The organism is Enterococcus sp. HY326 (genome assembly GCF_026157065.1).
GTDB lineage: Bacteria > Bacillota > Bacilli > Lactobacillales > Enterococcaceae > HY326.
Map to the genome: position 1 here is coordinate 103,269 of NZ_JANLGQ010000005.1, position 25,148 is coordinate 128,416.

Annotated in this window: 22 protein-coding genes; 9 read left to right on the forward strand and 13 right to left on the reverse strand. The window is 40.9% G+C overall.

Going from position 1 to position 25,148, the window contains the following annotated elements; genetic code table 11:
• Positions 1 to 95 precede the first annotated feature (95 nt).
• The 3 genes from ORH16_RS13245 (at position 96) to ORH16_RS13255 (ending at position 3,503) form a co-directional block, all read left to right on the forward strand.
• Entirely contained in the window at positions 96 to 1,445 is a 1,350-nt protein-coding gene (locus ORH16_RS13245) for a dihydrolipoyl dehydrogenase family protein (protein ID WP_265459328.1), read from the forward strand.
• Positions 1,446 to 1,486: 41 nt separating this feature from the next.
• Positions 1,487 to 2,740 carry a cupin domain-containing protein gene (locus tag ORH16_RS13250; RefSeq protein ID WP_265459329.1) on the forward strand — a complete coding sequence of 418 codons (1,254 nt, stop codon included), beginning with the start codon at positions 1,487 to 1,489 and terminating at the stop codon, positions 2,738 to 2,740.
• An 82-nt stretch (positions 2,741 to 2,822) separates the two neighbouring features.
• Positions 2,823 to 3,503, forward strand: coding sequence for a YoaK family protein (locus tag ORH16_RS13255; protein WP_265459330.1), 681 nt, complete (start codon positions 2,823 to 2,825; stop codon positions 3,501 to 3,503).
• Between the two features lie 130 nt (positions 3,504 to 3,633).
• Here the strand turns inward: ORH16_RS13255 and ORH16_RS13260 are convergent, their stop codons facing one another.
• Positions 3,634 to 4,176, reverse strand: coding sequence for a hypothetical protein (locus tag ORH16_RS13260; RefSeq protein ID WP_265459331.1), 543 nt, complete (start codon positions 4,174 to 4,176; stop codon positions 3,634 to 3,636).
• 356 nt (positions 4,177 to 4,532) lie between these two features.
• Here ORH16_RS13260 and ORH16_RS13265 point away from each other — a divergent pair, with 356 nt between their 5' ends.
• On the forward strand, positions 4,533 to 5,633 hold the full coding sequence (locus ORH16_RS13265; RefSeq protein ID WP_265459332.1) for a threonine aldolase family protein: 1,101 nt from the start codon (positions 4,533 to 4,535) through the stop codon (positions 5,631 to 5,633).
• Positions 5,620 to 6,423 carry an alpha/beta fold hydrolase gene (locus ORH16_RS13270; RefSeq protein ID WP_265459333.1) on the forward strand — a complete coding sequence of 268 codons (804 nt, stop codon included), beginning with the start codon at positions 5,620 to 5,622 and terminating at the stop codon, positions 6,421 to 6,423. The genes ORH16_RS13265 and ORH16_RS13270 overlap by 14 nt, the downstream gene beginning before the upstream one ends.
• A gap of 69 nt (positions 6,424 to 6,492) precedes the next feature.
• Here ORH16_RS13270 and cshA read toward each other — a convergent pair whose 3' ends face one another.
• The 9 genes from cshA to ORH16_RS13315 form a co-directional block, all read right to left on the reverse strand.
• Positions 6,493 to 8,055, reverse strand: coding sequence for a degradosome RNA helicase CshA (cshA, locus tag ORH16_RS13275; RefSeq protein ID WP_265459334.1), 1,563 nt, complete (start codon positions 8,053 to 8,055; stop codon positions 6,493 to 6,495).
• A gap of 394 nt (positions 8,056 to 8,449) precedes the next feature.
• Entirely contained in the window at positions 8,450 to 9,826 is a 1,377-nt protein-coding gene (locus tag ORH16_RS13280; protein WP_265459335.1) for a UDP-N-acetylmuramoyl-tripeptide--D-alanyl-D-alanine ligase, read from the reverse strand.
• 1,159 nt (positions 9,827 to 10,985) lie between these two features.
• Positions 10,986 to 12,029 carry a D-alanine--D-alanine ligase gene (locus ORH16_RS13285; RefSeq protein WP_265459336.1) on the reverse strand — a complete coding sequence of 348 codons (1,044 nt, stop codon included), beginning with the start codon at positions 12,027 to 12,029 and terminating at the stop codon, positions 10,986 to 10,988.
• A gap of 95 nt (positions 12,030 to 12,124) precedes the next feature.
• Entirely contained in the window at positions 12,125 to 12,571 is a 447-nt protein-coding gene (locus ORH16_RS13290; RefSeq protein WP_265459337.1) for a YaiI/YqxD family protein, read from the reverse strand.
• Positions 12,572 to 13,096: 525 nt separating this feature from the next.
• Complete coding sequence (locus tag ORH16_RS13295) at positions 13,097 to 13,591, reverse strand: GNAT family N-acetyltransferase (RefSeq protein WP_265459338.1); 495 nt, start codon at positions 13,589 to 13,591, stop codon at positions 13,097 to 13,099.
• 11 nt (positions 13,592 to 13,602) lie between these two features.
• Positions 13,603 to 14,559: a Gfo/Idh/MocA family protein gene (locus ORH16_RS13300; protein ID WP_265459339.1), complete on the reverse strand. Its 957-nt coding sequence runs from the start codon at positions 14,557 to 14,559 to the stop codon at positions 13,603 to 13,605.
• Complete coding sequence (gene udk, locus ORH16_RS13305) at positions 14,560 to 15,207, reverse strand: uridine kinase (RefSeq protein ID WP_265459340.1); 648 nt, start codon at positions 15,205 to 15,207, stop codon at positions 14,560 to 14,562.
• A gap of 80 nt (positions 15,208 to 15,287) precedes the next feature.
• On the reverse strand, positions 15,288 to 15,974 hold the full coding sequence (locus ORH16_RS13310) for a YjjG family noncanonical pyrimidine nucleotidase (RefSeq protein ID WP_265459341.1): 687 nt from the start codon (positions 15,972 to 15,974) through the stop codon (positions 15,288 to 15,290).
• Positions 15,975 to 16,005: 31 nt separating this feature from the next.
• Entirely contained in the window at positions 16,006 to 16,719 is a 714-nt protein-coding gene (locus tag ORH16_RS13315) for a 16S rRNA pseudouridine(516) synthase (RefSeq protein ID WP_265459342.1), read from the reverse strand.
• Positions 16,720 to 17,015: 296 nt separating this feature from the next.
• Between ORH16_RS13315 and ORH16_RS13320 the strand changes: the two genes are divergently transcribed.
• From ORH16_RS13320 to ORH16_RS13330, 3 genes are all read left to right on the forward strand, one after another.
• On the forward strand, positions 17,016 to 17,630 hold the full coding sequence (locus ORH16_RS13320; RefSeq protein WP_265459343.1) for a 50S ribosomal protein L25/general stress protein Ctc: 615 nt from the start codon (positions 17,016 to 17,018) through the stop codon (positions 17,628 to 17,630).
• Between the two features lie 176 nt (positions 17,631 to 17,806).
• Positions 17,807 to 18,130 (forward strand): DUF960 domain-containing protein, encoded by a 324-nt coding sequence (locus ORH16_RS13325; RefSeq protein WP_265459344.1) that lies wholly within the window; start codon positions 17,807 to 17,809, stop codon positions 18,128 to 18,130.
• Between the two features lie 237 nt (positions 18,131 to 18,367).
• Positions 18,368 to 19,735, forward strand: coding sequence for an MATE family efflux transporter (locus ORH16_RS13330; RefSeq protein ID WP_265459345.1), 1,368 nt, complete (start codon positions 18,368 to 18,370; stop codon positions 19,733 to 19,735).
• A gap of 83 nt (positions 19,736 to 19,818) precedes the next feature.
• Here ORH16_RS13330 and ORH16_RS13335 read toward each other — a convergent pair whose 3' ends face one another.
• The 3 genes from ORH16_RS13335 to ORH16_RS13345 all read right to left on the reverse strand — a co-directional run bounded on the left by ORH16_RS13335 (position 19,819) and on the right by ORH16_RS13345 (position 24,288).
• On the reverse strand, positions 19,819 to 21,777 hold the full coding sequence (locus ORH16_RS13335; protein WP_265459566.1) for a KUP/HAK/KT family potassium transporter: 1,959 nt from the start codon (positions 21,775 to 21,777) through the stop codon (positions 19,819 to 19,821).
• Between the two features lie 303 nt (positions 21,778 to 22,080).
• Entirely contained in the window at positions 22,081 to 23,313 is a 1,233-nt protein-coding gene (locus ORH16_RS13340) for a hypothetical protein (protein ID WP_265459346.1), read from the reverse strand.
• 246 nt (positions 23,314 to 23,559) lie between these two features.
• Positions 23,560 to 24,288, reverse strand: coding sequence for a pseudouridine synthase (locus ORH16_RS13345; RefSeq protein WP_265459347.1), 729 nt, complete (start codon positions 24,286 to 24,288; stop codon positions 23,560 to 23,562).
• A gap of 210 nt (positions 24,289 to 24,498) precedes the next feature.
• Here ORH16_RS13345 and ORH16_RS13350 point away from each other — a divergent pair, with 210 nt between their 5' ends.
• On the forward strand, positions 24,499 to 25,083 hold the full coding sequence (locus ORH16_RS13350) for a GNAT family N-acetyltransferase (RefSeq protein WP_265459348.1): 585 nt from the start codon (positions 24,499 to 24,501) through the stop codon (positions 25,081 to 25,083).
• The last annotated feature ends 65 nt before the right edge of the window (positions 25,084 to 25,148 follow it).

The window sequence follows — 25,148 nt, forward strand, 5'->3', positions numbered from 1 at the left end:
TGGCTTTTTTCAAAGTCGTTTTATTTAGGGAAATCTGGCGGAAGGGTTATACTGAAATTATTCAAGCAACTAAAAATTTCAATTGGAGGTGTGTTATGGAAACCAATTTTGACGTTCTCATTGTCGGCGGGGGCATCGCCGGATTAACCGCTACCAAAAGATTGCGACAAGCAAATTTAACAGTTGCCATTATCGAATCTTATCAATGGGGCGGCACTACTGCCAATCATGGCAGCACACCAAAAAAATATTTATTGGCGGCAGTTGAAGCTAAGCAAGCTATCCAAAGTCACCTCGGTAAAGGTTTCGATCAAGTGCCAGAAATAATTTGGTCAGACTTGATGACTTTTAAAAACAAGCAAATTGCGGCAACCTCAACTGTTTTACAAACCAGCTTAGAGGAGGCTGGCATCACCACTATTTTCGGTTCCGCAAAATTTAAAAATTCCCACACCGTTACTGTCGATGACGTCGATTACCAAGGCAAAAAAATTATTTTGGCAACAGGAGCTAGACCACGGGTGTTAGATTTTGAAGGGAACGAGCATGTCCATTACAGTTCGCATTTTCTCAATGCCGAAAGTTTACCCCCATCCATCACCATTATCGGCGCTGGAATCATCGCCTTTGCCATTACCAATATTGCCAGTGCCATCGGCGATCATGTCCATGTTTTGCAGCATAATCAGCGGGCTTTAGGAGCTTTTGATCCTGAATTAGTCGGCGATTTAGTTGCTTTATTAAAGGAACGGGGCGTTGACTATCATTTTGATAATACAGTTGCAAAAATTGTTCAACTGAAAGCTGATTTGTATCAAGTTACAACGGAGGAAGGCCTCGTTTTTGAAACAAATGTCGTTTATTCTGTGGCTGGCCGCATTCCCAATGTTGAAAATTTGGGCTTGGAAGAAGCGGGTATCACCTTTTCAAGTAAAGGTGTGGCGGTTAATTCCTACCTGCAAACTAGCAATGCTGATATTTATGCCATTGGCGATTGCAATGATGCGCCAGCACCAAAATTAACCAACTACGCTGAATTTCAAGCCAATTATCTGGCGGATTTTTTAACCGCAGCAACTTTAAAGCCCATCGACTATCCGATTCCTTCGATGTCAGTCTTTAGCAATCCTAAAATTGCCCAGACAGGAATTTTTGTTAACGATGCTGTTAAGCAGCCGGAGCTCTATGAAATTGTTGAAATCGACATGGCCCATTGGCTGAATTATCATCGGGGCAATGAACCAATTGCCCGCACAAAATTAGTAATTCGCAAAGCCGACCAGCAAATTGTCGGCATCACCAGTCTCAGCAATGAAGCTGATTTATTAATTAATTATTTTACGCTTCTATTAAAGATGAAGATTACACTCACGCAATTGCGGGAAATGGTTTTCGCTTATCCTTCCCTCGCTAGTGATTTTTCAAAATTTTTTGATGTTCATTAATTCGGTACCAAATCTAACCTATGGAAAAGGAGATTTTTAATATGAATCATGAAGAAAAAGAACCACAACCCATTCGCAAATCTGACGGCAAAGGCTATTACAACAGAGGTCCTCATGATCCGTTAAGAGATATTGAAGGTCCCGATTTTTTAGTTCCGCCGGCAACTGACCACGGTACTTTACCAAATATGCGTTTCAGCTATGATGACGTCCGCAATCGTTTAGAAGAAGGCGGCTGGGCTCGGGAAGTCACTAATCGGGAAATTCCGGCTTCTGACCAAGTCGCAGGTGTCGACATGAACTTAGGACCTGGTGTGTATCGGGAAATGCATTGGCACAAAGAAGCTGAGTGGGGCTTGATGCTTTACGGTAATGCCCGCGTTACAGCGATTGATGAAAATGGCAAATCTTTTATCGATGATGTCAAAGCCGGAGACATTTGGAATTTTGAAGCAGGTGTCGCCCACTCCATCCAAGGTTTAGATCAAGGCTGTGAATTTTTACTTATCTTCAGTGAACCTGATTTCTCTGAAAATAATACAATGTTGATTACTGATTGGCTGGCTCATACACCACCAGAAATCGTAGCTGCTAACTTTAAAAAGAAAGTTTCTGAGCTGCAAAGTTTACCGACTAAAGAAAAATACATTTTTAAAGCGGCTGTGCCAGAAGCCATCGATGTGGTCAAACGCCCTAATAGTAATGGCGAAACTCCACTACCATTGACCTTCCACATGGATTCTTTAAAACCAATTGAGTCTGAAGCTGGCCGTGTTTGGATTATTGATCAAAAAGTTTTCCCAGCTGCTAAGACGATTTCAGCAGCCATTGTTGAAGTTGAGCCCGGCGGTATGCGGGAATTGCATTGGCATCCAAAAGGTGCTGAATGGCAGTATTACATTCAAGGTCAAGCTCGCATGACTGTTTTTAATTCAAATGGTTTAGCTAGAACCTTCGACTACCGAGCAGGGGATGTCGGTTATGTGCCAACAGTTGCCGGTCACTATGTCCAAAATACCGGGACAGAAAAATTAATTTTTGTTGAAGTCTTCAAAAATCCTGATTACTCAGATATTTCTTTAAACAAATGGATGGCAACCACACCGTCACAAATTGTCGCTGACCATTTGAACTTAACCAAAGAATTTGTTGAAAGCCTGCCTCAAGAAGAAGCGGCTTCACCAGTTATTTGGTTTGACCAAGATAAAATCAATCAGGCCGCTGCCAAGCACATTAGCAGCAACCCCTTCGACCAAGAAGAAAGTGATGGCTTGAACGCCAAGGATGTTTTTTAATTAAATAAACAGCTGCAGAGGTGCAAACTTTAGGAATCTGCCTAAATTTTGACCTCTGTTTTTGCTAGAAAAGAGGAAGCCTATGGAACAGGCCAAACAAAAAATTAATTCCCTCAGCTCCTTGACCGTCTTAACCTTATTTGCAACTTTTTTGATGGGCTTCATTGATGCTTATACCTTTATGGAAAAGGGCGGCGTCTTTGTCAGCGCCCAAACCGGAAATATGGTCGCCTTCAGCAGTAAACTATTTACCGGCCAATTCAGTCAGGCCTTTGGTCATATTGCCGTCTTTGCTGGTTTTGCCTTAGGAGCTTTTGGCGGGGAGTGGCTGGTGGAAAAAGTCAGCGGCACCACCCGCAAAAAATATCAGATCATGCTTTTATTACAAAGTCTGATACTCTTAATATTTGCTTTATTCCAACAACAAATTTTTGATGCGCTGATGGTCTTTTTATTGGGTGGTCTAGCTGGTTTTGAGCTGACTATTTTCAGAAAGGTCGGCATCGCCACTGTTAATGATGGCATCATGACCGGCAATACAAAAAATCTAATGAACAATCTTTATAAATGGCTGATTGATAAAGATCAAACTGCCCGTAAAGAATTTTCCGAAATCGGTTTTGCCATTTTAATTTTTATTCTCGGCGTCGGTGTCGGCAGTTTAATTAATTTACTGCAGGCTTCACTGACACTGTGGCTCAGCTTTATTTTGACGTTGCTCTTTTTTATCTGGGTGACCATCACCAAAGTCGAAATGGATTGAAACTAAAACAATCGTTGAAATTCCCTTGCAGCAGAAACTGTGAAGCTAGTCTTTGAACTAGCTTTCAGAGTTTGCATCATCTGCAGGAATCTCAACGATTGTTTTTATATTTTCTAATTTTCTCTGCCGCTTAATCATCGTAACCAAAAATATCTTTGCTGATAATCATGCCATCTTCCTCAAGATAGGTGATATCAATCGAGATATATTCATTGCCGGAACTATATTCCCAAGTGGCCGTGATGGTGTCAAAGCCTGTCCAATCGTCCCGATAGGTGGAACGAGGGCGACCGACTTGCTCTTCTAATGTTTCAAAGTCATCACCACCGTAATAACTTTCTACTTCATAATCCTCATCATATCTGGTAGTTGCAATTTCAACGCCATCATAAATTTCCCGTGTCCAATTTCCAACTGAATCGATATTTTCCAAAGCAAAAGCTTCATAGTCATAATCATAGTCTTCATCATAATCATAGTCGTCTGAATAGTAGCCACTATCGCCGGCTAAAGCCGTGAAAACATTATGGTTCCATCCATATCCCGGATAAATTAACCAGACAAAGGTTAACAAGACCAAGGCGACCAACCAGCCAACTTGCGCCTTATTCAATGGCAGAAAATGTTTATCTGGTAGCTCTTCTTGCGGCTCACGTTTTTTTTCTTTTTTCATCCTCACTCCCCCTTTAGCTAATCCCAACCTAATTATAGCAAATTCCACAGAATTTTAGCTGAGAATCAGCAAATTTTAAACTATTTCAATAATATTAGCGAAAAGTTTAAGGTGCTAATACACTCTCTTTTGCTGAAAACGAATCACGCATAAACGAACTTTTCATTTTTTCCATTGAGAAGTTCTTTTAAGGCACTACATTAGTTTGCGGTCACCTTTATAATTTAAAAATAGTTGCTATAATATTTTTAAGCGAAATTTTCTATGCTTACCAAAATTTAATTAAGCATCTATATTTTTGTCAGCCACTTTACGATAGATAACGAAAGTTTTTATAACAAGAAAGGAAGAATTAAATGACATCTACTTTATCTGAAAGCTATCAACAAACCGCCTATAAAATTCGCGGCAGCGGTGAGCGAAAGGTTGGCTTATTGAAGGAGACTTTAGCCGAAATTCCTGATGATACTCCCAGTGATATTTATGGCACGGGAGCCGTTATCGAAGATTTCCAAACAAAAATGGCTCAAGTCTTAGGCAAGCCTGCCGCAGTATTCTTTCCTAGCGGCACGATGGCCCAGCAAATCGGCCTGCGCTATTGGTGTGATCAAAAGCAAAATAAAAAAGTTGCTTATCATCCACTCGCTCACTTAGAAATTCATGAGCAGGATGGCATTAAAAAGCTGATGGGCATTGAAACAATTCTGCTAGGGGAAAAAAATCGACTCTTTACCTTAGCCGATTTAAAAAAACTCGATGAAAAATTTGCTTGTCTCTTGATTGAATTGCCCCAAAGAGAAATTGGCGGTCAATTGCCGAGTTTTTCCCAGCTAAAGGAAATCACTGATTACTGCCATGAAAATGGCATCTATGTTCACTTGGATGGTGCTCGTTTGTGGGAATGTCTACCCTATTATCAAAAAACCGCTGCTGAAATCTGTGATCTATTTGACAGTGTCTATGTCTCTTTTTACAAAGGATTAAACGGGATTGCCGGCGCCATTTTGGCGGGGCCCACAGAACTGACGGAGGCCAGCAAAATCTGGAAGTGCCGCTACGGCGGAGATTTAATCAGTCTTTATCCGTATATTCTTTCAGCCGATTATTTTTATGAGAAACATATTCAGCGCATGCCCCATTACTATCAGCAGGCTAAGCTTTTAGCAGAGAAATTTAATGGCGCCGCTAAAGTTTCCACGCTACCACAAGTCCCAGTGACCAATATGTTCCATCTGCATTTTGCAAAAAATTCTGATGAAACAGCAGCCTTTCTAACAAAATTGCAAAATGAAACTGGCATTGGCATCACTGGAAATTTGACGGTGATCAGCGAAAATGAATGCGCCTGTGAAATTTCAATCGGCGAATCTTTGGATTTGATTCCGGCGGCAGCTTTAGCAGAATTGTTTACGCTATTACAAGACTTTGCAGGAGAGCAAACCGATGGCAAAATTTGAAAATTTTCTGCATTATGAAATCATCGGCAGTGGACCGACTATTTATTTTCTTCACGGCTTAGGTATCGACTTAACTAGCATGAAGGTGATTTATGAGCCTTTTTTCAAAGGGCGGACCTTTCGGCGGGTCTATCTTGATTTGCCAGGCATGGGCCAATCTGAAATGCCAGCCGACCTTGAATCCTCTGATGATGTTCTGGCTTTACTATTGGCCTTCATTAAACAAGACAGTCCGCAGGAAAAATTCCAGCTCTGCGGCCATTCTTATGGCGGCTATCTCTGCTTGGCAATTGCCCAAGCAATGTCACAACAGGTTGATCAGCTTTTCTTGACGGCACCAGTTGTTGTCGCCAATAATCGCAACAGACAGATAGCACAGATTAAAACTAATTTATTAGACAATTATGTTGATCCCCATCCTGCTTGGGAAAACTTTGCGGCAATGAATGTTAACATCAGCCAGCAGCACTGGCTTATCTATCAGCAGGCAATTTTACCGGGAGTCAGCCGCTTTAAAAGTGCGGCTTGGCATCAGATCCAATTTTCACCGGAAAATAAGTACACCCTAAGCATTGAAGCTGACATCCAAAAAAAATCAGATGATTACCGTGGCACAATCCTCTTAGGAAAAAATGATGATGTCGTCGGTTTTCAACAACAGCTGAATTTGATTACTCCAACTAATCAATTGGAGGTCGCTATTCTCAATGACACCGGCCATAATGTTTTTATTGACAGCCCTGAAATGACTGCCTTTTATTTCGAACGATTTTTAACGCTGAGAAAATAAAAAAAGTGCCAGCAAGCTCTTGACTTCAGAAATGAAATCTACGCTTGCTGGCGCTTTTTATCTCGTTAATTAATCGTTGTTTTTACGAATCGTGAAGCCGGAATTTTTCTTTTCGCCACGGGGAGCATTACTGCGGCGTTGTCCGCCTTTGTAATTATCCTTGTTGCCTTTATAGCCATCTTTGCTCTTGCCGCCGCCACGATAATTATTTTCTCGACGATCACCGCCTCCGCCGCTGCGACGATTGCGATTGTTCTTGCCACCATAATTGCCGGAGCGTTTACCGCCTCCGCCGCCACCACGTTTTTGTGAAGGCAATGGACGTTCTGGAGTAATTTTAACTGGTACAGCATCACTTGGATCCTTCGCTAAGGTTTTAATCAGCAAGGCTGCCAAGTCTTGTGCAGAATATTTTTCTAATAAACTATCTGCTGCTGGTAAGTAACGATCCAATCCGTTTTCGTCAAGCTTGGTTTCAATCGTTTCTAAGGCATTGCCTAATTGACCTTTGAAGGCTTCTTTTTCGGTTGGCGGACGCATTGGTGACATCCGTTTTTTCGTTAGTTCTTCAATCACATGCAAGTAACCCATTTCGTTTGGTGTTACAAACGTTACGGAGATACCATCTTTACCGGCCCGACCTGTCCGACCAATCCGGTGAACATAGCTTTCAGGGTCTTGAGGAATATCATAATTGTAAACGTGGGTGACGCCAGAAATATCTAAGCCCCGTGCTGCCACATCCGTTGCAACTAAGATATCTAAATTACCACTCTTAAATGAACGCAACACGCTCATCCGTTTTTGTTGTGACAAGTCGCCATGAATTCCTTCAGCTTTAAAGCCTCGTGCTTCTAAACCACGAGCCAACTCATCCACCCGACGTTTTGTCCGACCAAAGACAATTGTTAACTCAGGTGATTGGAAATCTAACAAACGAGTCATAATATCAAATTTTTCATAATCTTTAGCCCGCACATAGTATTGATCAATCAAATCAGCCGTCATTTCTTTGGCTTTGATTTGAACGTGCTCAGGATTTTTCATAAATTTAACGCCGATGTTTTTAATTGCTGGTGGCATTGTTGCTGAGAACAACAATGTTTGGCGTTCAGTCGGTACTTTTGAGATAATTTTTTCAATATCTTCTAGAAAGCCCATGTTCAGCATTTCATCTGCTTCATCCAACACTAAGGTTTGGACAGTATCTAATTTTAAAGTGTGGCGGTTGATATGGTCCAACATCCGACCAGGAGTTCCCACAACGATATGTGGACGATCCTTCAAGCCGCGGATTTGGCGACCGATATCCGCTCCACCATAAACTGCTTGAACACGAATTTTTTTATCCCGGCCTAAGCGGAATAATTCTTCTTGGGTTTGAATCGCTAACTCACGGGTTGGCGCAATTACTAAACCTTGTAAGATTTGATTTTTGGCATCGATTTTTTCTAACATTGGCAAACCAAAAGCGGCTGTTTTACCAGTACCTGTTTGAGCTTGACCAATAACGTCTTTACCTTCTAATGCTAAGGGAATTGTTGCTTCTTGGATGGGGGTTGCTTCTTCAAAGCCTGAGCGTTCTACTGCGGTTAATAGTTCTGGGGATAAATTTAGTTCTTTGAATTTCAAATATAAAGCCTCCTAGTTTTTCTTTGTTCATGGAAATTGAGGCCAACGAAAGTTCGTCTCCACCCCTCAGCTGCTGCTAAGTCAGGCGCCTCTTTTCATGATGAATTTTTTCCAGAAAAAGATATAAACAAAGGAAAGGACCTGTAACAAAAGCCACTGGCTATTGCATCAGGTCTCTCTTCCGAACAAAGGATGAGCTTAAAAGTAGTTTATGGCAAGAACAGCTTCATCTGTCCTCTGTCTCAACTAGCAAATCGACTACTTCGAGCTGTTTGAAGCTTGAGCATGGACTGCTTATCTCAACCTATCATTTATCATTTATCAAAAAGATTTAAACTTTTGCTATCATTTCTTTTTCTGCAATGCCACATTATAACACAGGAAAGCTTGTTTTTCAATCTATTTCCTTTTTATTTTCAGAAACTTTCAAGGCATCGACGACTTGATTCAAGTGCATACCGTTGCTGGCCTTCAATAACAACGTATCTCTTGGCTGCAAATTCTCCTGCAGCGTTTGAATTAATTGCGTCATATCTTCTGCAATATATGTCAGCGCCAAATTAGGATAGACGGCATTCAATTTTTCTGCCAAGACTTGCATTTCAGGACCAAATAAAAAGACTTCTTGAATTTTTTCCGGGTTAATATGCTCCGCCATTGCCGCGTGCATCGCCGGTGAATCTTTTCCTAAAGAGAGCATGTCTCCCAACAAAACTTTTTTGGCACCTTCTTGTGGTAATTCAGCAAAAGTATCTAAGACTAAGGCCATCGCCGTTGGATTAGCATTGTAAACATCACTCAATAAATCCGCACCGTTTTCCGCCTTCAGCCATTGCGTGCGATTTTGCGTCAATTGAAAGTCAGCTAAACCTTGGCGGATTTCTTCATCACTTAAACCAAACCACTGCCCGATGCCATAAGCAATCAGTGCATTGGTGACATTGTATGCTCCTAGTACAGGTATTTCAAAAATTTCGTCATTGATACTGAAAATTGTTTTATGGGCCTGCTCCGCTAAAATTTTACCGGCAATCACCCCTTCTTCAATTCCAAAAGTGGTGACCGTCTGCATAATTTTACGAGTCAAAGGCGTCAACAGCGGTTCATTATATGGAATCAACAGCAAGCCATCTTCGTTTAAATTCTCAGCGATTTCCATTTTCGCTTGGGCAATACCCTCCCGAGAGCCAAGGTTTTCAATGTGGGCTTCCCCAATCATGGTAATTGCCGCCACATCCGGCTCAGCAATTTCAGAAAGCAGAGCAATTTCACCTGCGTGATCCATGCCCATTTCCAAAATAATTTTTTCCGTTGCTTCCGGCATTTGTAAAACCGTGTAAGGCAGCCCAATATTATTATTATAATTCCCTTGGGTTTTATAGGTTTGATATTTTTTAGCCAGAACAGCTTCGGTCATATCCTTGGTGGTGGTTTTGCCGTTGCTGCCGGTAATGGCAATCACGTCAGGATTAATCACCGCTAAATAATAAGTCGCCAAAATTTGCAGTGCCTGCAGGACGTCCGCAACTTGGATAATCGCTAATCCGCTAGGGGCCTCCGTGAGATCACGACTCCAAAAAGTTGCAGTTGCACCATTTGCTTTGGCCATCTCGACAAATTCATGACCGTCCCGTTGACCAGCCAACGGGACAAACAATCCCCCTGGTTTAATTTTGCGACTGTCAAATTCAAGACTGGTTACGATAGCTGTTTCCTCATTCACCGCAACGCCATTAACCGCCTGGGCAATTTCCTGAACTGTAAATTTCATGTAACTCGCTCCTTACTCGTATTAAGGTATTAATTTTCTTGAAGAAAATTAGTTTGATGCTCGTGCCGTATACGATTCCGTTAGACTACATCATTTGTTGCCTTGCATAAAACCAGATGATGCTTCCTATTTGCTAGAAAACTGCTAAAAACGGAACTCGCATCCTTACTCGTTTCAAAGTAATAATTTTCGTGCCGAAAATTAGTTTGATGCTCCTGCCGTATACGATTCCGTTATACTACATCATTTGTTGTCTTGCATAAAACCAGATGATGCTTTCTATTTGCTAGAAAACTGCTAAAAACGGAACTCGCATCCTTACTCGTATTAAGGTATTAATTTTCGTGCCGAAAATTAGTTTGATGCTCCTGCCGTATACGATTCCGTTATACTACATCATTTGTTGCCTTGTATAAAACCAGATGATGCTTTCTATTTGCTAGAAAACCGTCAAAACGGAACTCGCATCCTTACTCGTATTAAGGTACTAATTTTCGTGAAGAAAATTGGTTTGATGCTCGTGCCGTATAGGATTCCGTTAAACTGCATCATTTGTTGCCTTGCATAAAACCAGATGATGCTTTCTATTTGCTAGAAAACCGTCAAAACGGAACTCGCATCCTTACTCGTATTAAGGTACTAATTTTCGTGCCGAAAATTAGTTTGATGCTCCTGCCGTATACGATTCCGTTAAACTACATCATTTGTTGCCTTGTGTAAAAGACAAAAGTTGATTTCTATTTGCTAGAAAACTGCCGAAAACGGAACTCGCATCCTTACTCGTATTAAGGTACTAATTTTCGTGCCGAAAATTAGTTTGATGCTCCTGCCGTATAGGATGTCGCTTAATTGGTAATCCTCTTAGAAGAATTTTAAACGACAATTTCATATAAGAGAACCTTAGGCAATTCTTGCGTGTTTTGTTAAAGTGCTAGTCTGCTTAACATAGTTGAAAAATTTCAGCTAACTTAACCCGCTAGCAGTCGAACAAAAGACAAGGTTTGCGGCATAAGCCCAGGGCCTTATGTCACAAACCTTGATTAAATCTGAATTGGAAAATCCAGTTACGGTTGGCATTAAGCTCAAGAAAACATTACAGCTCTTTGCTTGTAAATGCAAATTTGCTGAGATATTTTTGTCTTTGCACACTTCCCGCTACCTATTCAAAAAAATTCTGACGCTGTTTAAAACGATTTAAGCCTAATTGAATTAGCTCTTCAATTAAGTCGCTGTATTTGACGCCCATATTTTCCCACAGCAAAGGGTACATGCTGAATTGGGTGAAGCCAGGCATCGTATTTAATTCATTTAAAAATAATTCGTTTTGAGCCGTCAAGAAAAAATCGCAGCGGCTTAAACCGGCGCCGCCTAGCATTACATAAGCTTTTTCAGCGTAAGAGCGGGCTTTGGCAGCAACCTCCGGCGGCACCTGAGCGGGAATCGCCATCTCAATTTTATTGTCGATATATTTTGAATCATAATCATAAAAGGCCACATCTTTTACAATTTCCCCCGGCAAAGTGGTGCGCACATCTTCATTTCCTAAAATAGCTACTTCAATTTCACGGGCTTCAATCCCTTGTTCGACGATAACGCGGGAATCGTATTGATAAGCCTCCAATAGACCTTTTTGTAACTCTTGACGATTTTCCGCCTTTGAAATGCCGACGCTAGAGCCTAGATTGGCTGGCTTAATAAACATCGGATACAACAAAGCTCCTTCACATTCATCAAAAACCTGCTTAGGATTTTCCTTCCATTGAGACGCCAACACTGAGACATAAGGAACTTGAGGAATTCCCGCCGCCTGCAGAACATATTTGGTCATAATTTTATCCATCGCTGTGGCGCTCGTCATCACACCGGCGCCAATATAAGGCATGTTCAAGGTTTCCAAAAATCCTTGAATTGTTCCGTCTTCGCCGTTAGGACCGTGAAGAACTGGAAAAACAATTCCATTTTCATCTTTAATCATACCAGGGTTTATTTCTTCGCCATTATTTAGCGCAACCAAGTCCAATTCAGCTGCCGTTTCAGGTGCCTCAGTTAATAAAGGTCCCTTCAACCATTGGCCCTGCTTGGTAATCATCACCAGCTGCACTTGATAATAATTGAAATAAATTGCGTTGAGTACTGAAAAAGCGGACATGATTGAGACATCATGCTCGGCACTTTTTCCTCCATATAATAAATAAATTTTCAAAACGAGATTTCCTCCAGTCTCGATTCAATTTTTAACTTTGAATCTGCGTAAGTTCACCATATTCTACCATAAAAGTTTTTCTGCTTCAGAAAAATTTATTGCTCTGGAAGTAAAATATTTGACAGAGCTTGGCGGAAGTGTTGACGGTCTTCTTTGCTGTAAGGCTTAGGGCCTTTTGTGCGGCCGCCTGCTTGCCGGACCTTTGCACCATAATAGCGGGCCTCCAACATATTTTCAATATTTTGCTGGGTGAATTCCAAACCGGTTTGGTGTAAGACACGAACACCTTTCCCTAAAACTAGCGAAGCCAGTCCGTAATCTTGAGTGATTAAGAGATCGCCTTTTTGAATCAAGCCGACAATTTTGAAATCCGCTGAATCTAAACCTTTGTCAACATAGACAATTGAGACAAAATCCGGATATTTTTTTTCAGTATAGTGATCAACACTGGTGACAATCGTCACAAAAAAGCCAGCCTGCCCCGCCAGCTCAATCACATCATCTTTGACTGGCGATCCATCGCCGTCGATAAAAATCTGCATATGGCACCTCTTATAAGTAGTAATTTCCTCAAATAAAAAACATAGATATTATAAATTAAATAACACGATAAAATTATTTTTAATTTTTTCAATCAAAATTCACTATAGCGTTTTGAATATTTTTGATAATTTGAAAAACAAGAATACAAAAAAAGTTCATTCTTTTTAGTGGCAAAAAATGTCCATAAACAAAAATCAATCTCTGGAGAAAAGATAAATTCAACTAACCCACCAAAATTTGTTTCAACTAAGAAATTATCTGAAACAAAAAAACACAACCACCGAAAAAGGCAGTTGTGTTCCCGCAATAAAATTTCCCTGAAATAAATCAGCAAAACTTTAGACAGTTCTTTCTCCACAAAATTCCCTGTCCAGTACGGCTGCAATCCGGCAGCTGTCAAAAGACTTGTACTCCTGCTGTCAATTCGCTATTTTGAACAAATTAAACAAGACTAATGTCTTACAAAAAATGTCATAGCTTACTCGACTCGTCGCATAAGATAGACTGTAACACAAATAGCCCTACTAATCTAGGCTTTTTTCGAAAATATAATCTTCCATTACAAAACCGACGCCAATTTCATCCACCTGCGTCTTGATTAATTGAAAGCCTTTATGTTGATAGACCGCAACAGCTTGCTGGTTGTGCTGATTTACCCGCAAGTATAATTTTTTTATACCGGCTTTTCTAGCCACCTCTTCATACCATGCGAATAATTCAGAGGATAAGCCTTGTCCGCGAGAAGCCGCCTTCAAATAAATCTTGCTGAGATATAATTGCTCCCCTTGAAAATCAAAAGCTGTGTAGCCAACGACTTTTTCTTGGTTGAATAATAAGTAATATTCAACACCTCTAGCAATTTCAGCTAAAATATTTTCTTTGGACTGATAAGTTTGCAACATATAAGTTACTTGCTCCGCACCAATAATTGGCGTAAAGACCTCTTGCCAAATTTCTTGCAATTCCGGCAGCAACTGCGTTACCTCCGCCGGCGTTTGAACTCTTTTTTTCACTAGCATAATCGTGCCTCCTACTTAGATAACCACTGATAGTACAAGCTTTCCACCATTTTAACTGTCGTTAAGGTGATGTCTTTGGTCATCAGTGGGCTCGTCAAATAACCTTCTGTCAAACAGTGGTTGACATGGGCCACTTCAAAGGCAAATTCGCTGGTGAAGTCACTGGTGAGCAGTGCTGTCTCGCCAGAATTATAAATTATTTTCGCCGTTTTCGTCTTCCAAAAATCACTTATTTCTATCCGACCTAAATCGCCGTAAATGATCATTTGATTATCTGTCGCAAAATCGACTGTGATAAAAATATTTGCCAATAGTTGCTCGCCAAAGGTCAGCGTCAAATTAAACTGGCTGTCGGATTGCTCTTTAGGGAAAACAGCGTTGCCGCTAAAGGCTGTAATCGGCTGGTCCAAAATGTATTGCAAATACTCCACTGGATAAAAACCAGCGCCGTGCAAGGCTCCGCCACCGGCTGCCAACGAGCGAAACCAGCTGACATGATCGATATTTGGATAGGCGGTTTTGGATTGAATCCAGTGCAACGCTCCTAATTTTCCAGAGGCGATAAATTCTTTGATTAATTTTGCGGTCGGCAAAAAGACCGCCTTCTGGGCCTCCATTAAAAATAAGTTTTTTTCTTCAGCCAAAGCAAAGAGTTCCTCTGCTTCAGCACTTGTCAAAGTAAAAGGCTTCTCTAATAAAACCGGCTTATTATTTTCTAAAGCCAGTTTTGCTGCGGGATAGTGCCCTTGATTGTAAGTAGCAATGTAAACGATATCGACTTGCTCGTCTTGACAAAGAGCCTGATAGCTGCCATAGGCGTAGGGAATCTCCAATTCTTGAGCCATTTTTTCAGCTAGCGCCAAGCTTCTTGAGGCGATGGCGTAGACCTCGCAATCCGGCACCTCTTTGACCCCCGCCACAAAGCGTGGGACTACTTGAGCAGTACTTAAAATGCCGTAGCGAATCATTTACTTCGCTCCTTCCCGAAGATGCTCGGTTAAAACTTTTTCGACTTTGGTATTGATTAAATCAATCGCCACCGCATTTTCGCCGCCTTCAGGCACAATCACGTCGGCATAACGTTTGGTTGGCTCAATAAACATGTGATACATCGGCTTCACAACGGAGAGATATTGCTCAATAACCGAGTCTAACGTCCGGCCCCGCTCATCCATATCTCGTTTAATCCGACGAATAATCCGAATATCATCATCCGTGTCTACGTATAACTTAATGTCCATCAAATCCCGCAGGCGTTCATCTTCTAAAATTAAAATACCTTCTAAAATAATAACTTCCTTTGGCTCTTGAATAATTACTTCTTGACTGCGGGTGTGGTTCACATAGTCATAGACTGGCTTTTCAATCGTTTGATAGCTTAGCAATTTGCTTAAATGCTCGATTAACAAATCTGTATCAAAGGCAAAAGGATGGTCGTAATTGGTTTTCAAACGCTCCTCAAACGCCAAATGACTCTGATCTTTATAATAGGAATCCTGTTCCAACATCATAATCGAATGGTTAGGAAAATTATTATATATCGAGCGGCTGACGCTGGTTTTGCCGCTACCTGAGCCACCGGTGACGCCAATAATAATCGGTTTGGACTTTGCCATTTATTTCAATACCTCTTTCACTGAATTTTTCGCTAGATTTATTATAGCGAAAATCTTCAGAAATACTACTTGCTACAGCATTAATTTTCTAAAATTCGGTAAATACTTTCAAGCTGGTTAATCGTGTAGGTCGGGTGAATCTCATTGCTGGCCTGTTCGGATTTGCTGTTGAGCCAAATCGTGTCAATGCCCGCCACAATGCCCCCTTTGATATCAGAACTCAAAGAGTCGCCGATAATCACGGTGTCGCTTTTATCTAGATTAGGAATTCTGGCAAAGACGTAATCAAAGTATTCCTTCATTGGTTTTTGATAACCTGTATCCTCTGAAACAAAAATCTCTTTAAAAAATGGTAATAGTCTTGCATCGGTTAAGCGGCGGTATTGGGTTTGTGACACGCCATTGGTCACCACATACAGGTCCGCTTTTGTACTCAAATCTGCCACAATTTGATAGCTGTTGCCTAATAAATCATGACCTTCTTCTAAAAATTTTCGGTAACGATTTTCTAACTCAACGCTGTCGACTCTTACCCCCAGGGCTTCAAAAAAGATGCCGAAGCGTTGATTAACGACTTCATCACGGGTCTTTCCCCCCCGCTCAAAGGCCGCCCACAATCCGTGGTTCATCGTTTTGTATTGTTCTTCTAAATCCGGAGACAGGGTCAGTCCCTCGGTTGCAAATAATTTTGTCAGTGCTTGCTTTTCAGTTGCTTGGAAATCTAATAAAGTATCATCTACGTCGAATAGTAATGTATTATAGCGCATATTTGGTGGTCTCCTTTAGGAATTCGTAAGTTTAAAAGAAAGACCGCAAATGTTGTAATTCTAGTAAGGTTAGGCTGCGATATTCGCCTGGCGCTAAATTGTTATCTAAGAGTAAAGGGCCTAGTTGAAGCCGCTTCAAATAAGTGACTTTTTTGCCACGGGCTAAAAACATTTTCTTTACTTGATGGTACTTGCCTTCATCAATGGTTAAGCGAATTCGGCTTTCCCCCAAGGCTGCACTTAAAATTTCTAATTGGGCAGGACGACATCTGGTGCCGTCTAAAAAAATAATCCCTTCAAAAAAGGCGGTGACATCTGCTTGTGTCACTTCTTCGTTTATTACAGCTTCATAAACTTTAGCTACTTGAAATTTTGCTTGAGCTAAAGCATAGCCTAAAGGACCGTTGTCGGTTAAAAAAACTAATCCTTCAGTATCACGATCTAAGCGTCCTACTGGGAAAATTTCCCGTCGATAATCATCTGGCGCAAGCAAATCTATGACCGTTTTTTTATTTATATCAGAAACTGCCGTAACAATCCCGGCAGGCTTATTCATTAAATAGTAAACATGATTGGTCCACACAGGTTTCCCCGCCACTTCAATTCGATGAAGTTGGCTATCAACATTGCGGTTGCCATTTAGTTCAGGCTCCCCATCGATTAACACCTGACGACTTTTTAGCAGTCGTTTAATCTCGGTGCGGGAAGCTCTCTCAACTATCTCAATTAATTTGTCTAAACGCATCAGTAAAACCTATTTCTTTTGAAAATCTTTAATAATTAGCGTATCCCTTGACTGTTTGCTAAATAAGGGTTACGGTTAAATACGTAAAGTGAATATAGTTTCTCAACACAGCGTAATGACCTGGTGGAGAAAAGTTGAACTCAAACTTTCAAGGGGCAGTTGTGTATTTTACACAATTGCCTCTTTGCGTAATTGTACGCCAACCACACTTCACGTGCAAGAGAATAACTGAAACAATTCACTTAAATAAAATCTGTCAAAAACTAGACAGTCAATTTTTAAGGAGGAAGTAAGTTATGTCAGTATCATTGGAAGTTCAAGAAAGAGCAGTTCGTCCCCGTTCAGAAAGAAACAGATTACGTCATGAAGGCCGCATTCCTGCGGTTGTTTATGGCTATCAAATCGAAAGCACACCTATCTCTGTTGATTCAGCAAACTTAGAAAAATTGTTGCGTCAAAATGGTGCTAATGCCGTTTTTGAAATGAATGTCAAAGGTCAAAAAGTTAATTCACTCGTTCACAGCACACAATTAGATACCTTCAACGGCAAAATCAAGCATGTTGAATTTTTAGCTGTAAACATGAAAGAAGAAACAGAAGTTGAAGCCGAAGTTTCCTTAATCGGCGAAGCAGCTGGTGTGAAAGCTGGCGGTACTTTAGCCCAAAACTTATACACTGTTGTCGTTTCTGCAACTCCAGACAAATTACCTGAACGTGTTGAAGTCGATGTGACAGCTTTAGAAATCGGCGATTCTATCTCAGTAGCTGACCTACCTAAACACGCTGACTACACTGTTGTCACTCCTGCTGAAGAACAAATTGCAGCAGTTGTAGAAACAATTGTCAACGACGAACCAGAAACCACTGAAGCAGCTGCTGAACCAGAAGTAATTGGTGAAGATGCTGAATAATTTTTAAAGACTAAACAACTTTGCGAAAATGCAAAGTTGTTTTTTTTTGAAATAATTATTTTTGTCAGCGGTTTCGCCAAAGCGCTTTGATTGCAATTTCAAAGGCCATTGATTATGATTAACACATCTAATTGAGGAACCTTCTCAATACTTTTCAAACGAGGGAGGAATTGACTATGTTTGAAGCCTTTGACAATAACCGCAGCCGCTATGCCTCTGTTGGAGTTGTCTCTAGTATGCCCGGAGAACTGATAGACAGTGTCTGGTATATTATTGATTTTAATTTAAAAGGAGTTTTTCCTTTAAACAACTTATTATCCTTTACCATTATGGACAATAAAGGCTCGGTGACAATGGGTTACACCGAAGCAGAAACCGATGTAGACATGACAGTAGACTTACCGTTTAGATATGTAGATGGTTTACCTTCAGAAGTACAGGCCTATGACGATGGCACCCGGGAAACAATCCTGCTGCCAAGAGAAATTAAACAGCGCTAAGTCAAAACTAAATAGCAACGAGCAACTGATAAACCAATGAGCGGTGGAAGATATTTCCCCGCTTTTTTTGGTTTTTCCCAGTATTTTTAATTTACTGGGAATTTTTGACAATATTTCGAAAAAATTTTTTTGGTTATTTTTTGAAAATTCTTTCAAAAAGTTTGGACTACTGTCTTGAAATGTTTAGCTATTATGCTAGTATTCTAGTTGCAAAAGTAAAAATCACGGGGAAAAAAGATGCGGGACTTAACGACGGGAACACCGATTAAATTAATTTTTCTATTTACGATTCCTTTATTGATTGGAAATATTTTTCAGCAATTTTACAATATGGTGGACATGATTATCGTAGGCCAGACTCTGGGAACCAATTCTTTAGCTGCTGTTGGAGCCACCGGCAGTATCAGTTTTTTGATTATTGGTTTTGCTCAGGGGATGACTTCCGGACTGGCCATTATCACGGCCCAACGATACGGCGCTCAAGACTTGCGGGGAGTTAAACGCAGCTTTGCCACGAGCAGTATCATCAGCTTAATTGTCACGATAATTTTGACCGCTTTAAGTCTGATTTTTCTAAGGCCATTATTGATTTTGATGCAAACACCGGCGGAAATTATTGACCAGTCACAAGAATTTATTCAAGTGATTCTTGGCGGAATTTTTGCAGCGATGGCCTATAATTTACTATCAAATATGCTGCGGGCTTTAGGCGACAGCCGCACGCCCCTGGTTTTCTTAATTGTAGCGGTGATTATCAATGTCGTGCTGGACATCGTCTTTATCACGACTTTTCACATGGGGGTTGCCGGTGCCGGTTACGCAACGGTGATTGCGCAGCTAGCTGCCAGTCTCGGCTGTTTTATTTATATCAAACGCAAAATTCCGAACCTGCAATTGCGACGTAAAGATTTTCAATTAAGCAAACAGGATTTCCGAGAACACTTAAATGTTGCTTTGCCGATGGGCTTTCAGTCTTCGATTATTGCCATTGGCGCAGTAATTTTGCAAAGTGCTCTCAACAGTTTGGGAACAAAAGAGGTAGCGGCTCAAGCGGCCGCTAGCCGGATTGATCAAATCTCGATGCAGCCGATGATGTCCTTCGGGGTAGCCATGGCGACTTTTACCGCACAAAATTACGGTGCCAAAAAATACGGCCGCATCTTAACCGGTGCCAAACAAACGTTAATTCTCAGCGGCAGTTTCAGTATTTTAGCCGGTGCTTTGATTATTATTTTCGGACGGGCCTTAGTTGGACTCTTCGTCCCTCAGTCAGATACCGAAGTATTCGATTTAGCGCAAATTTATTTTATTATCAATGGCTCTCTATATTGGGTGTTAGCAACTTTATTTATTGTCCGTTACACGCTGCAAGGTTTAGGCCAAAGTGTCGTGCCGACGATTGCCGGCATTATGGAGTTGATTATGCGTTCTTTAGCAGCACTGGTGCTAACTTCCCTCTTCGGCTACGCCGGAGCGGCTGCAGCCTCCCCATTAGCTTGGATTGGCTCCGTAGTCATTTTGCTCTTCTCCTTCTTCAAAGCAATTAAGAAGCTGCGCCAATTGGATGCTCAGCAGCAATTGTCATTAGAACAAGAAATAAAATAAAAAAAGGCGCCAATGCTCCAAACTGATTTCTCAGTTTAACAGCATTGGCGCCTTTTCCTTTTAGAAAAAGCAGTTCAACCAAATTATTCTTTTTCAGATTTGCCTTCCTTGCGCTCCAATAAAATTGAACGGCGGGTGGTGCCGATGGAAAGCGGCACTGTTTCGTAAGTCACATCGGAATAAACTAAACCAAACCAACTTTCAGGGGACATTGTGTGGCGTTTGATAAAGAGTTTTGCTTGAACAATTTGCCGCGACCAGTTGTCAATATTGGTCACATTGGATAATTCTTCGGTAATTAAGACAAAACGGAAATCTCCGACAATTCGACCAGGAGTTATCGTGTATTTTTGCGGCTGCATCGGTAGACGTCCCTGTGCCATTAATTCGGTAATTACTTGCCGCAAATAAATATTAATATTTTGCGAAATGCGGAAGCCCAGATAGAGTTTCAATTTGACAATATAATCTGTGCCCATCATATCTACAGAATATTCCTTCGTATAAGGCTCATCTGTTACCACGACATTCACAAACCAATACACCTTCGCTCGTTTTGGTCGTTTATCTAAAATCGAATACATATAGCGCTTGTCGATATTATCCCCTTCCAACTGCGGCACTAAAAAGACAACGTTGGTTTGATATAAATCCAAATCATGGTCTTCCCGCAGACTTTTAATCTGCGGCAAATAATCTTTGATATCGACTTCATCAACCGCATTTTGCTGAATAATATTGCTGCGCTCCCAAATAAACATAATCGAAAGAATCACCAAAGCCATCGCCACCGCTACATAACCACCGTGGAAAAATTTTGTCACGCTGGAAATGAAAAAGACACTCTCAATCAAGCCAAAGAACAACGTCACCAGATGGGCAAAAATTGGATTGGCGCCCTTTTGAATCAAATAGAAGTACAAGAGAATCGTCGTCATTAACATTGTCACAGTAATCGACAGTCCATATGCCGCTTCCATGTGGGTCGAGGTTCTAAAGGTGATGACAATTAGCGAACAGGCCACCCATAAAATTAAATTAACCGCTGGAATATACATTTGACCGATGCTATTGCCGGGATATAAAATTTTCAAGCGGGGCAATAATTTTAATTTAATTGCCTCTGAAACCAACGTAAATGAACCGGAAATCAGTGCTTGTGATGCAATGATGGCAGCGATTGTCGCAAAGACCACTCCGACGACCCGCAAAGCTCCGGGCATCATTTGGAAAAAAGGATTCAAGCTTTCAATATTTTGCAGACTGGTATCATTTTGCACATTAATCAGCCATGCCGCTTGCCCGAAATAACTTAGGAGCAAACAAATTTTAACATAAGGCCAACTGATGCGGATATTGGTTTTACCAACATGCCCCAAATCAGAATAGAGAGCCTCCGCCCCAGTTGTTGCCAAGAAGACATTGCCGAGAATAAAAATTCCCATTTTATTTTCCGGACTAAAGAGCAAACGGAAGGCGTAATAGGGATTTAGCGCTCGAATTAAGGTAAAGTCTTGGCTGAAATACATCAGTCCTACCACACCGATAAAGGTAAACCACAAAAACATAATCGGACCGAATGCCTTGCCGACAAATTCTGTTCCGAATCGCTGAATTGAAAATAAAATCAAAATAATAACTAAGGTAATAATCACGATAATGTTTTGATCATAGCCAAATTTATCTAAGAACGGTTGCAGTCCCCGCAGACCTTCAATCGCCGTGGTAATTGTCACAGCCGGTGTCAACACACCATCTGCCAGCAGGGCAGCTCCACCAATCATCGCAGGAATGATTAGATATTTACTTTTTTTCCGCACCAAAGTGTACAGAGAAAAAATACCACCCTCGCCGTGATTATCCGCGTTTAAAGCAATCATGACATACTTGACGGTGGTCAACAGTGTCAGTGTCCAAAAAACCAACGACACACAGCCGATAATATAATCGGAATCAATATTGGCAATGCCGCCATTGTCTTCCACCAACGCCTTCATTACATAGAGGGGACTGGTTCCGATATCGCCGTACACAACCCCCATCGCCACCAGCAAACCGGCTAGCGATAATTTCTTTTTCACAGTAGACAATGTGTTAACCTCCTAAAATAACTCCTTTTATGTAAGTGTAGCAAATTTTTACACGTTATTGGAAATAATATCCTATTCACTGTAGAAAAACAAACAAACTTCAGTTCCAACCAGGTAGTGGGTGAACTGAAGTTTGACAAAACTAGGATGAGAGCACGGCCATCGATTGTTAATTCAAAATTAGCAACTCTAACCATTACGACCTTAAGGGAAAAATTTATTGAAATAAAAATTAAACCAACGGTACTTTTTAACTTACATAATCAGCAGCCGGATAATTCCTAAAACTCCGGCTACCACAAAGCCTAGTCCCCAATATTTTCTGCCAGACTCTGGTTCCTCAGTAGCCGCCACAGCATTTCTCGTAGCAATCGGCTTAATAAATTCCCGTTCCCGTGGATTTAAACATAAGCGGTAAGTATTTTCATAAGCGTACCAGCATTTGCGGGCCTCTTCATGATTGGAGAGCAGAAAAGCTACGTAGCCACTGGTCAGACGATAAACTGCTAACGGTACTTCCTTTGGCGGTGTTTGATAAAAGAAGTCGGCTTTTTCTAAAAGACTGGCTCGGGCTGCTGTTCCCTGCGAGCGGGCTTCCATTACAAAGAGCAAATAATCTTTCAAGTAACGCCATTGATGGTCGTCATCGCCTTTAGAAAGCAATAGTTGCAGTTGATTTAAGTTCTCGCCATTTTGCAGGCGGAAGTCATCCAGCACAAAAAGATAAGCAGCTAAAAGATACACTAGCGAGTCACCTTCATAAATATCTAGACAGGACTGGACCCGAGCTGACAAAGCCGCCAGTGGCACTTTAGAAGAGATTAATTGAAAGACTTGATCCCGTTGAGAAAAATAAGTTTCTCGATACTCTGGTGCAATCTCCTGCCAAAAATCAAAACCAAAATCCGGATACTCCTTGATAAAGGTCAGCATCCCTTGAGGAATCGTTGACAGGCTGTTTTGATCCTCCGCTTGACAATAATCAATCAAATAAAGCCGAATTTCATGGGACAGCAGTATAAAATTTTGTCCCAAAAAATTTAGCAGCAATTCCTGTTTGGCCATCATGTCTTCAATGTTGGCCGCATCATTTGTCTCTAACAACTCTCTCCAAGCAGTTACATCTGCAAAATAGGCTTTTTGATTTAAGAAAGCTAAAAACCGCTGAGAAAACGGCGGATGTAATTCTGATTTTTCTCCATAACTCTCATTAGAAATTCCCGGCTCCACTGCCTTGTCTGTGGTCTCAGAAATCACTAAATCGTCAAAAAAATTTTCCGCCGTTGATTCCGACAGTTCATCGTCACTAGTAGCTGCTTTAGCCAAGACAAGAGCTTCATCCAACGCCCTTTTTAATTTCTGAAACTCGCTAACTTGGCTTTCCAAATCAAGAGTTTTCAATACTTTAGCGTAGGCTTTTTTTATTGCCCGCTGATTGCTTGTTTCATTAATTCCCAAAGCTTCCCAACAACTTACTTCGCCACTCATCACGCCACCTCTTTCTCGACTTTTCTTCAGAATTTTCCATTAAATTAATGATAACATAATTTAAAAATCGGAAAAATAGTCCTACAAGAGAAACAAAATCTTACTGAGTAAGTTTCATTGCTGGATATTCGCTGCAATCAAAATTTTCACAAAAATATTTATCATAGTTCGTTAATGTGAAAAATATCCTTTCTAAAAAACAGAAAATCCAATAAAGTTTTTACCTTGCTCAATTCTCGATAAAAATTAGTTTGACCCTTTAGTAAAATTTTGCAGCTCTGCTAATTCTTTGTCCGTTAATTCACGAAATTCACCAAGGGCTAGGCTCGGGTCCAAAACTAAGCTGCCCATTCTGGTTCTCTGCAAATACGTCACCTCTTTGCCAACGGCGTGAACCATCCGCTTGACCTGATGAAATTTCCCCTCATGGATGACTAAGGAAATTTCGGAGGTGTCTGCCTCTTGATTAACCGCCAAGATTTTTAAATCGGCTGGCTGCAGCTGTCCTTCATTTTTCAAAGTAATCCCTGCTTGAAAACTTGCAATATCTGTCGCTGTCATCTGACCGGCTACCTTAGCAAAATATTCTTTCTCCACATGTTTTTTCGGTGACAAAAGCTCGTGGCTCAGTTGACCATCATTGGTAATCAATAGCAACCCCTCGGTGTCTTTATCCAAACGCCCAACCGGAAATAAATCTTTGCGCCGCTGACTGCCTAATAAATCCAAAACTGTTTTATGGACCGGGTCCTCCGTGGCCGAAATTACGCCAGCGGGCTTATTCAATAGATAATAATAATATTCTTGATAATGGACCGGCTCGCCGGCAACGGTAATTTGATTATCCTCAGAGACCTGCTGCTTGTCGCTGATCACTATTTTTCCGTCAACGGCTACCTGCTTTTGTTTTATCAGCTGCTTGACTTCTTTACGGCTGCCAAAATTCGCCGCAGCTAAAAATTTATCTAAACGCATCCATCTAAATCCTTTCTTGCTGTGTTTCAGCAGCCAGCATTTACCGGCAAAAGAAACTGTCTTTATAATTTTGCAGTATACCACAATTTAATCTGCTGAAACTTTTTATTCCGCCTCAATTGTTTTCACGTGAAACATTTTGTAAAAAATTAACCGTCAAAACAAGTTTTTTTGGTAAACTAAAGGAAATTATTTTGAAATGAGGATCAGATGATGTTGGAAACTGAAAGATTAATTCTCCGCAATTTTTCTGCGGACCCGACCGATTTACAAGCGCTATTGCAAATTATGGAGGATCCTATCGTAAATCGTTTTCTCCCTTGGTTTCCTTTGCAGGATTTGGCGGAAGCTGAAAATTTTTATCAAGAAAAAATTTTGCCCCAGATGCAGCAGCCCATAGGAATTTATTGGGCCATTTGTTTGAAGGAGAACAATTTACCCATCGGCTATCTCACCTTGAGTGCTGAGGACGCCCACGATTTTGGCTACGGATTACGCCGCGAATTTTGGAATCAAGGAATCGTCACTGAAGCTGCGCAAAAGGCTGTTGCCCATATTAAAGAAAGTAATCTTCCGTTTATTACTGCGACTCATGATGTTGAAAATCCTGCCAGCGGAAAAGTTATGCAAAAGCTGGGTATGAGCTATCAATATTCCTATCAAGAACTGTGTCAGCCTAAAAATACTTTAGTTATATTTCGTCTGTATCAATTGAATTTTTCAGATAGCAGCCAAACTTATCAAGGCTATTGGGAGAAATACCCCACTCATTTTATTGAAGACTTATCGGATTAAACAAAAAACTCGTGGTGCAATTGGCTGATTTCAGCGCCTTTCAAAAGTTAGATGTTCGTCTAATT

Excerpts from the sequence above, each read along its gene's own strand:
- ORH16_RS13245 (WP_265459328.1), top strand. The coding sequence starts at position 96 with ATGGAAACCAATTTTGACGTTCTCATTGTCGGCGGGGGCATCGCCGGA.
- ORH16_RS13250 (WP_265459329.1), top strand. The coding sequence starts at position 1,487 with ATGAATCATGAAGAAAAAGAACCACAACCCATTCGCAAATCTGACGGC.
- ORH16_RS13255 (WP_265459330.1), top strand. The coding sequence starts at position 2,823 with ATGGAACAGGCCAAACAAAAAATTAATTCCCTCAGCTCCTTGACCGTC.
- ORH16_RS13260 (WP_265459331.1), bottom strand. The coding sequence starts at position 4,176 with ATGAAAAAAGAAAAAAAACGTGAGCCGCAAGAAGAGCTACCAGATAAA.
- ORH16_RS13265 (WP_265459332.1), top strand. The coding sequence starts at position 4,533 with ATGACATCTACTTTATCTGAAAGCTATCAACAAACCGCCTATAAAATT.
- ORH16_RS13270 (WP_265459333.1), top strand. The coding sequence starts at position 5,620 with ATGGCAAAATTTGAAAATTTTCTGCATTATGAAATCATCGGCAGTGGA.
- ORH16_RS13280 (WP_265459335.1), bottom strand. The coding sequence starts at position 9,826 with ATGAAATTTACAGTTCAGGAAATTGCCCAGGCGGTTAATGGCGTTGCG.
- ORH16_RS13290 (WP_265459337.1), bottom strand. The coding sequence starts at position 12,571 with ATGCAGATTTTTATCGACGGCGATGGATCGCCAGTCAAAGATGATGTG.
- ORH16_RS13295 (WP_265459338.1), bottom strand. The coding sequence starts at position 13,591 with ATGCTAGTGAAAAAAAGAGTTCAAACGCCGGCGGAGGTAACGCAGTTG.
- ORH16_RS13300 (WP_265459339.1), bottom strand. The coding sequence starts at position 14,559 with ATGATTCGCTACGGCATTTTAAGTACTGCTCAAGTAGTCCCACGCTTT.
- udk (WP_265459340.1), bottom strand. The coding sequence starts at position 15,207 with ATGGCAAAGTCCAAACCGATTATTATTGGCGTCACCGGTGGCTCAGGT.
- ORH16_RS13310 (WP_265459341.1), bottom strand. The coding sequence starts at position 15,974 with ATGCGCTATAATACATTACTATTCGACGTAGATGATACTTTATTAGAT.
- ORH16_RS13315 (WP_265459342.1), bottom strand. The coding sequence starts at position 16,719 with ATGCGTTTAGACAAATTAATTGAGATAGTTGAGAGAGCTTCCCGCACC.
- ORH16_RS13320 (WP_265459343.1), top strand. The coding sequence starts at position 17,016 with ATGTCAGTATCATTGGAAGTTCAAGAAAGAGCAGTTCGTCCCCGTTCA.
- ORH16_RS13325 (WP_265459344.1), top strand. The coding sequence starts at position 17,807 with ATGTTTGAAGCCTTTGACAATAACCGCAGCCGCTATGCCTCTGTTGGA.
- ORH16_RS13330 (WP_265459345.1), top strand. The coding sequence starts at position 18,368 with ATGCGGGACTTAACGACGGGAACACCGATTAAATTAATTTTTCTATTT.
- ORH16_RS13335 (WP_265459566.1), bottom strand. The coding sequence starts at position 21,777 with ATGGGGGTTGTGTACGGCGATATCGGAACCAGTCCCCTCTATGTAATG.
- ORH16_RS13340 (WP_265459346.1), bottom strand. The coding sequence starts at position 23,313 with ATGAGTGGCGAAGTAAGTTGTTGGGAAGCTTTGGGAATTAATGAAACA.
- ORH16_RS13345 (WP_265459347.1), bottom strand. The coding sequence starts at position 24,288 with ATGCGTTTAGATAAATTTTTAGCTGCGGCGAATTTTGGCAGCCGTAAA.
- ORH16_RS13350 (WP_265459348.1), top strand. The coding sequence starts at position 24,499 with ATGATGTTGGAAACTGAAAGATTAATTCTCCGCAATTTTTCTGCGGAC.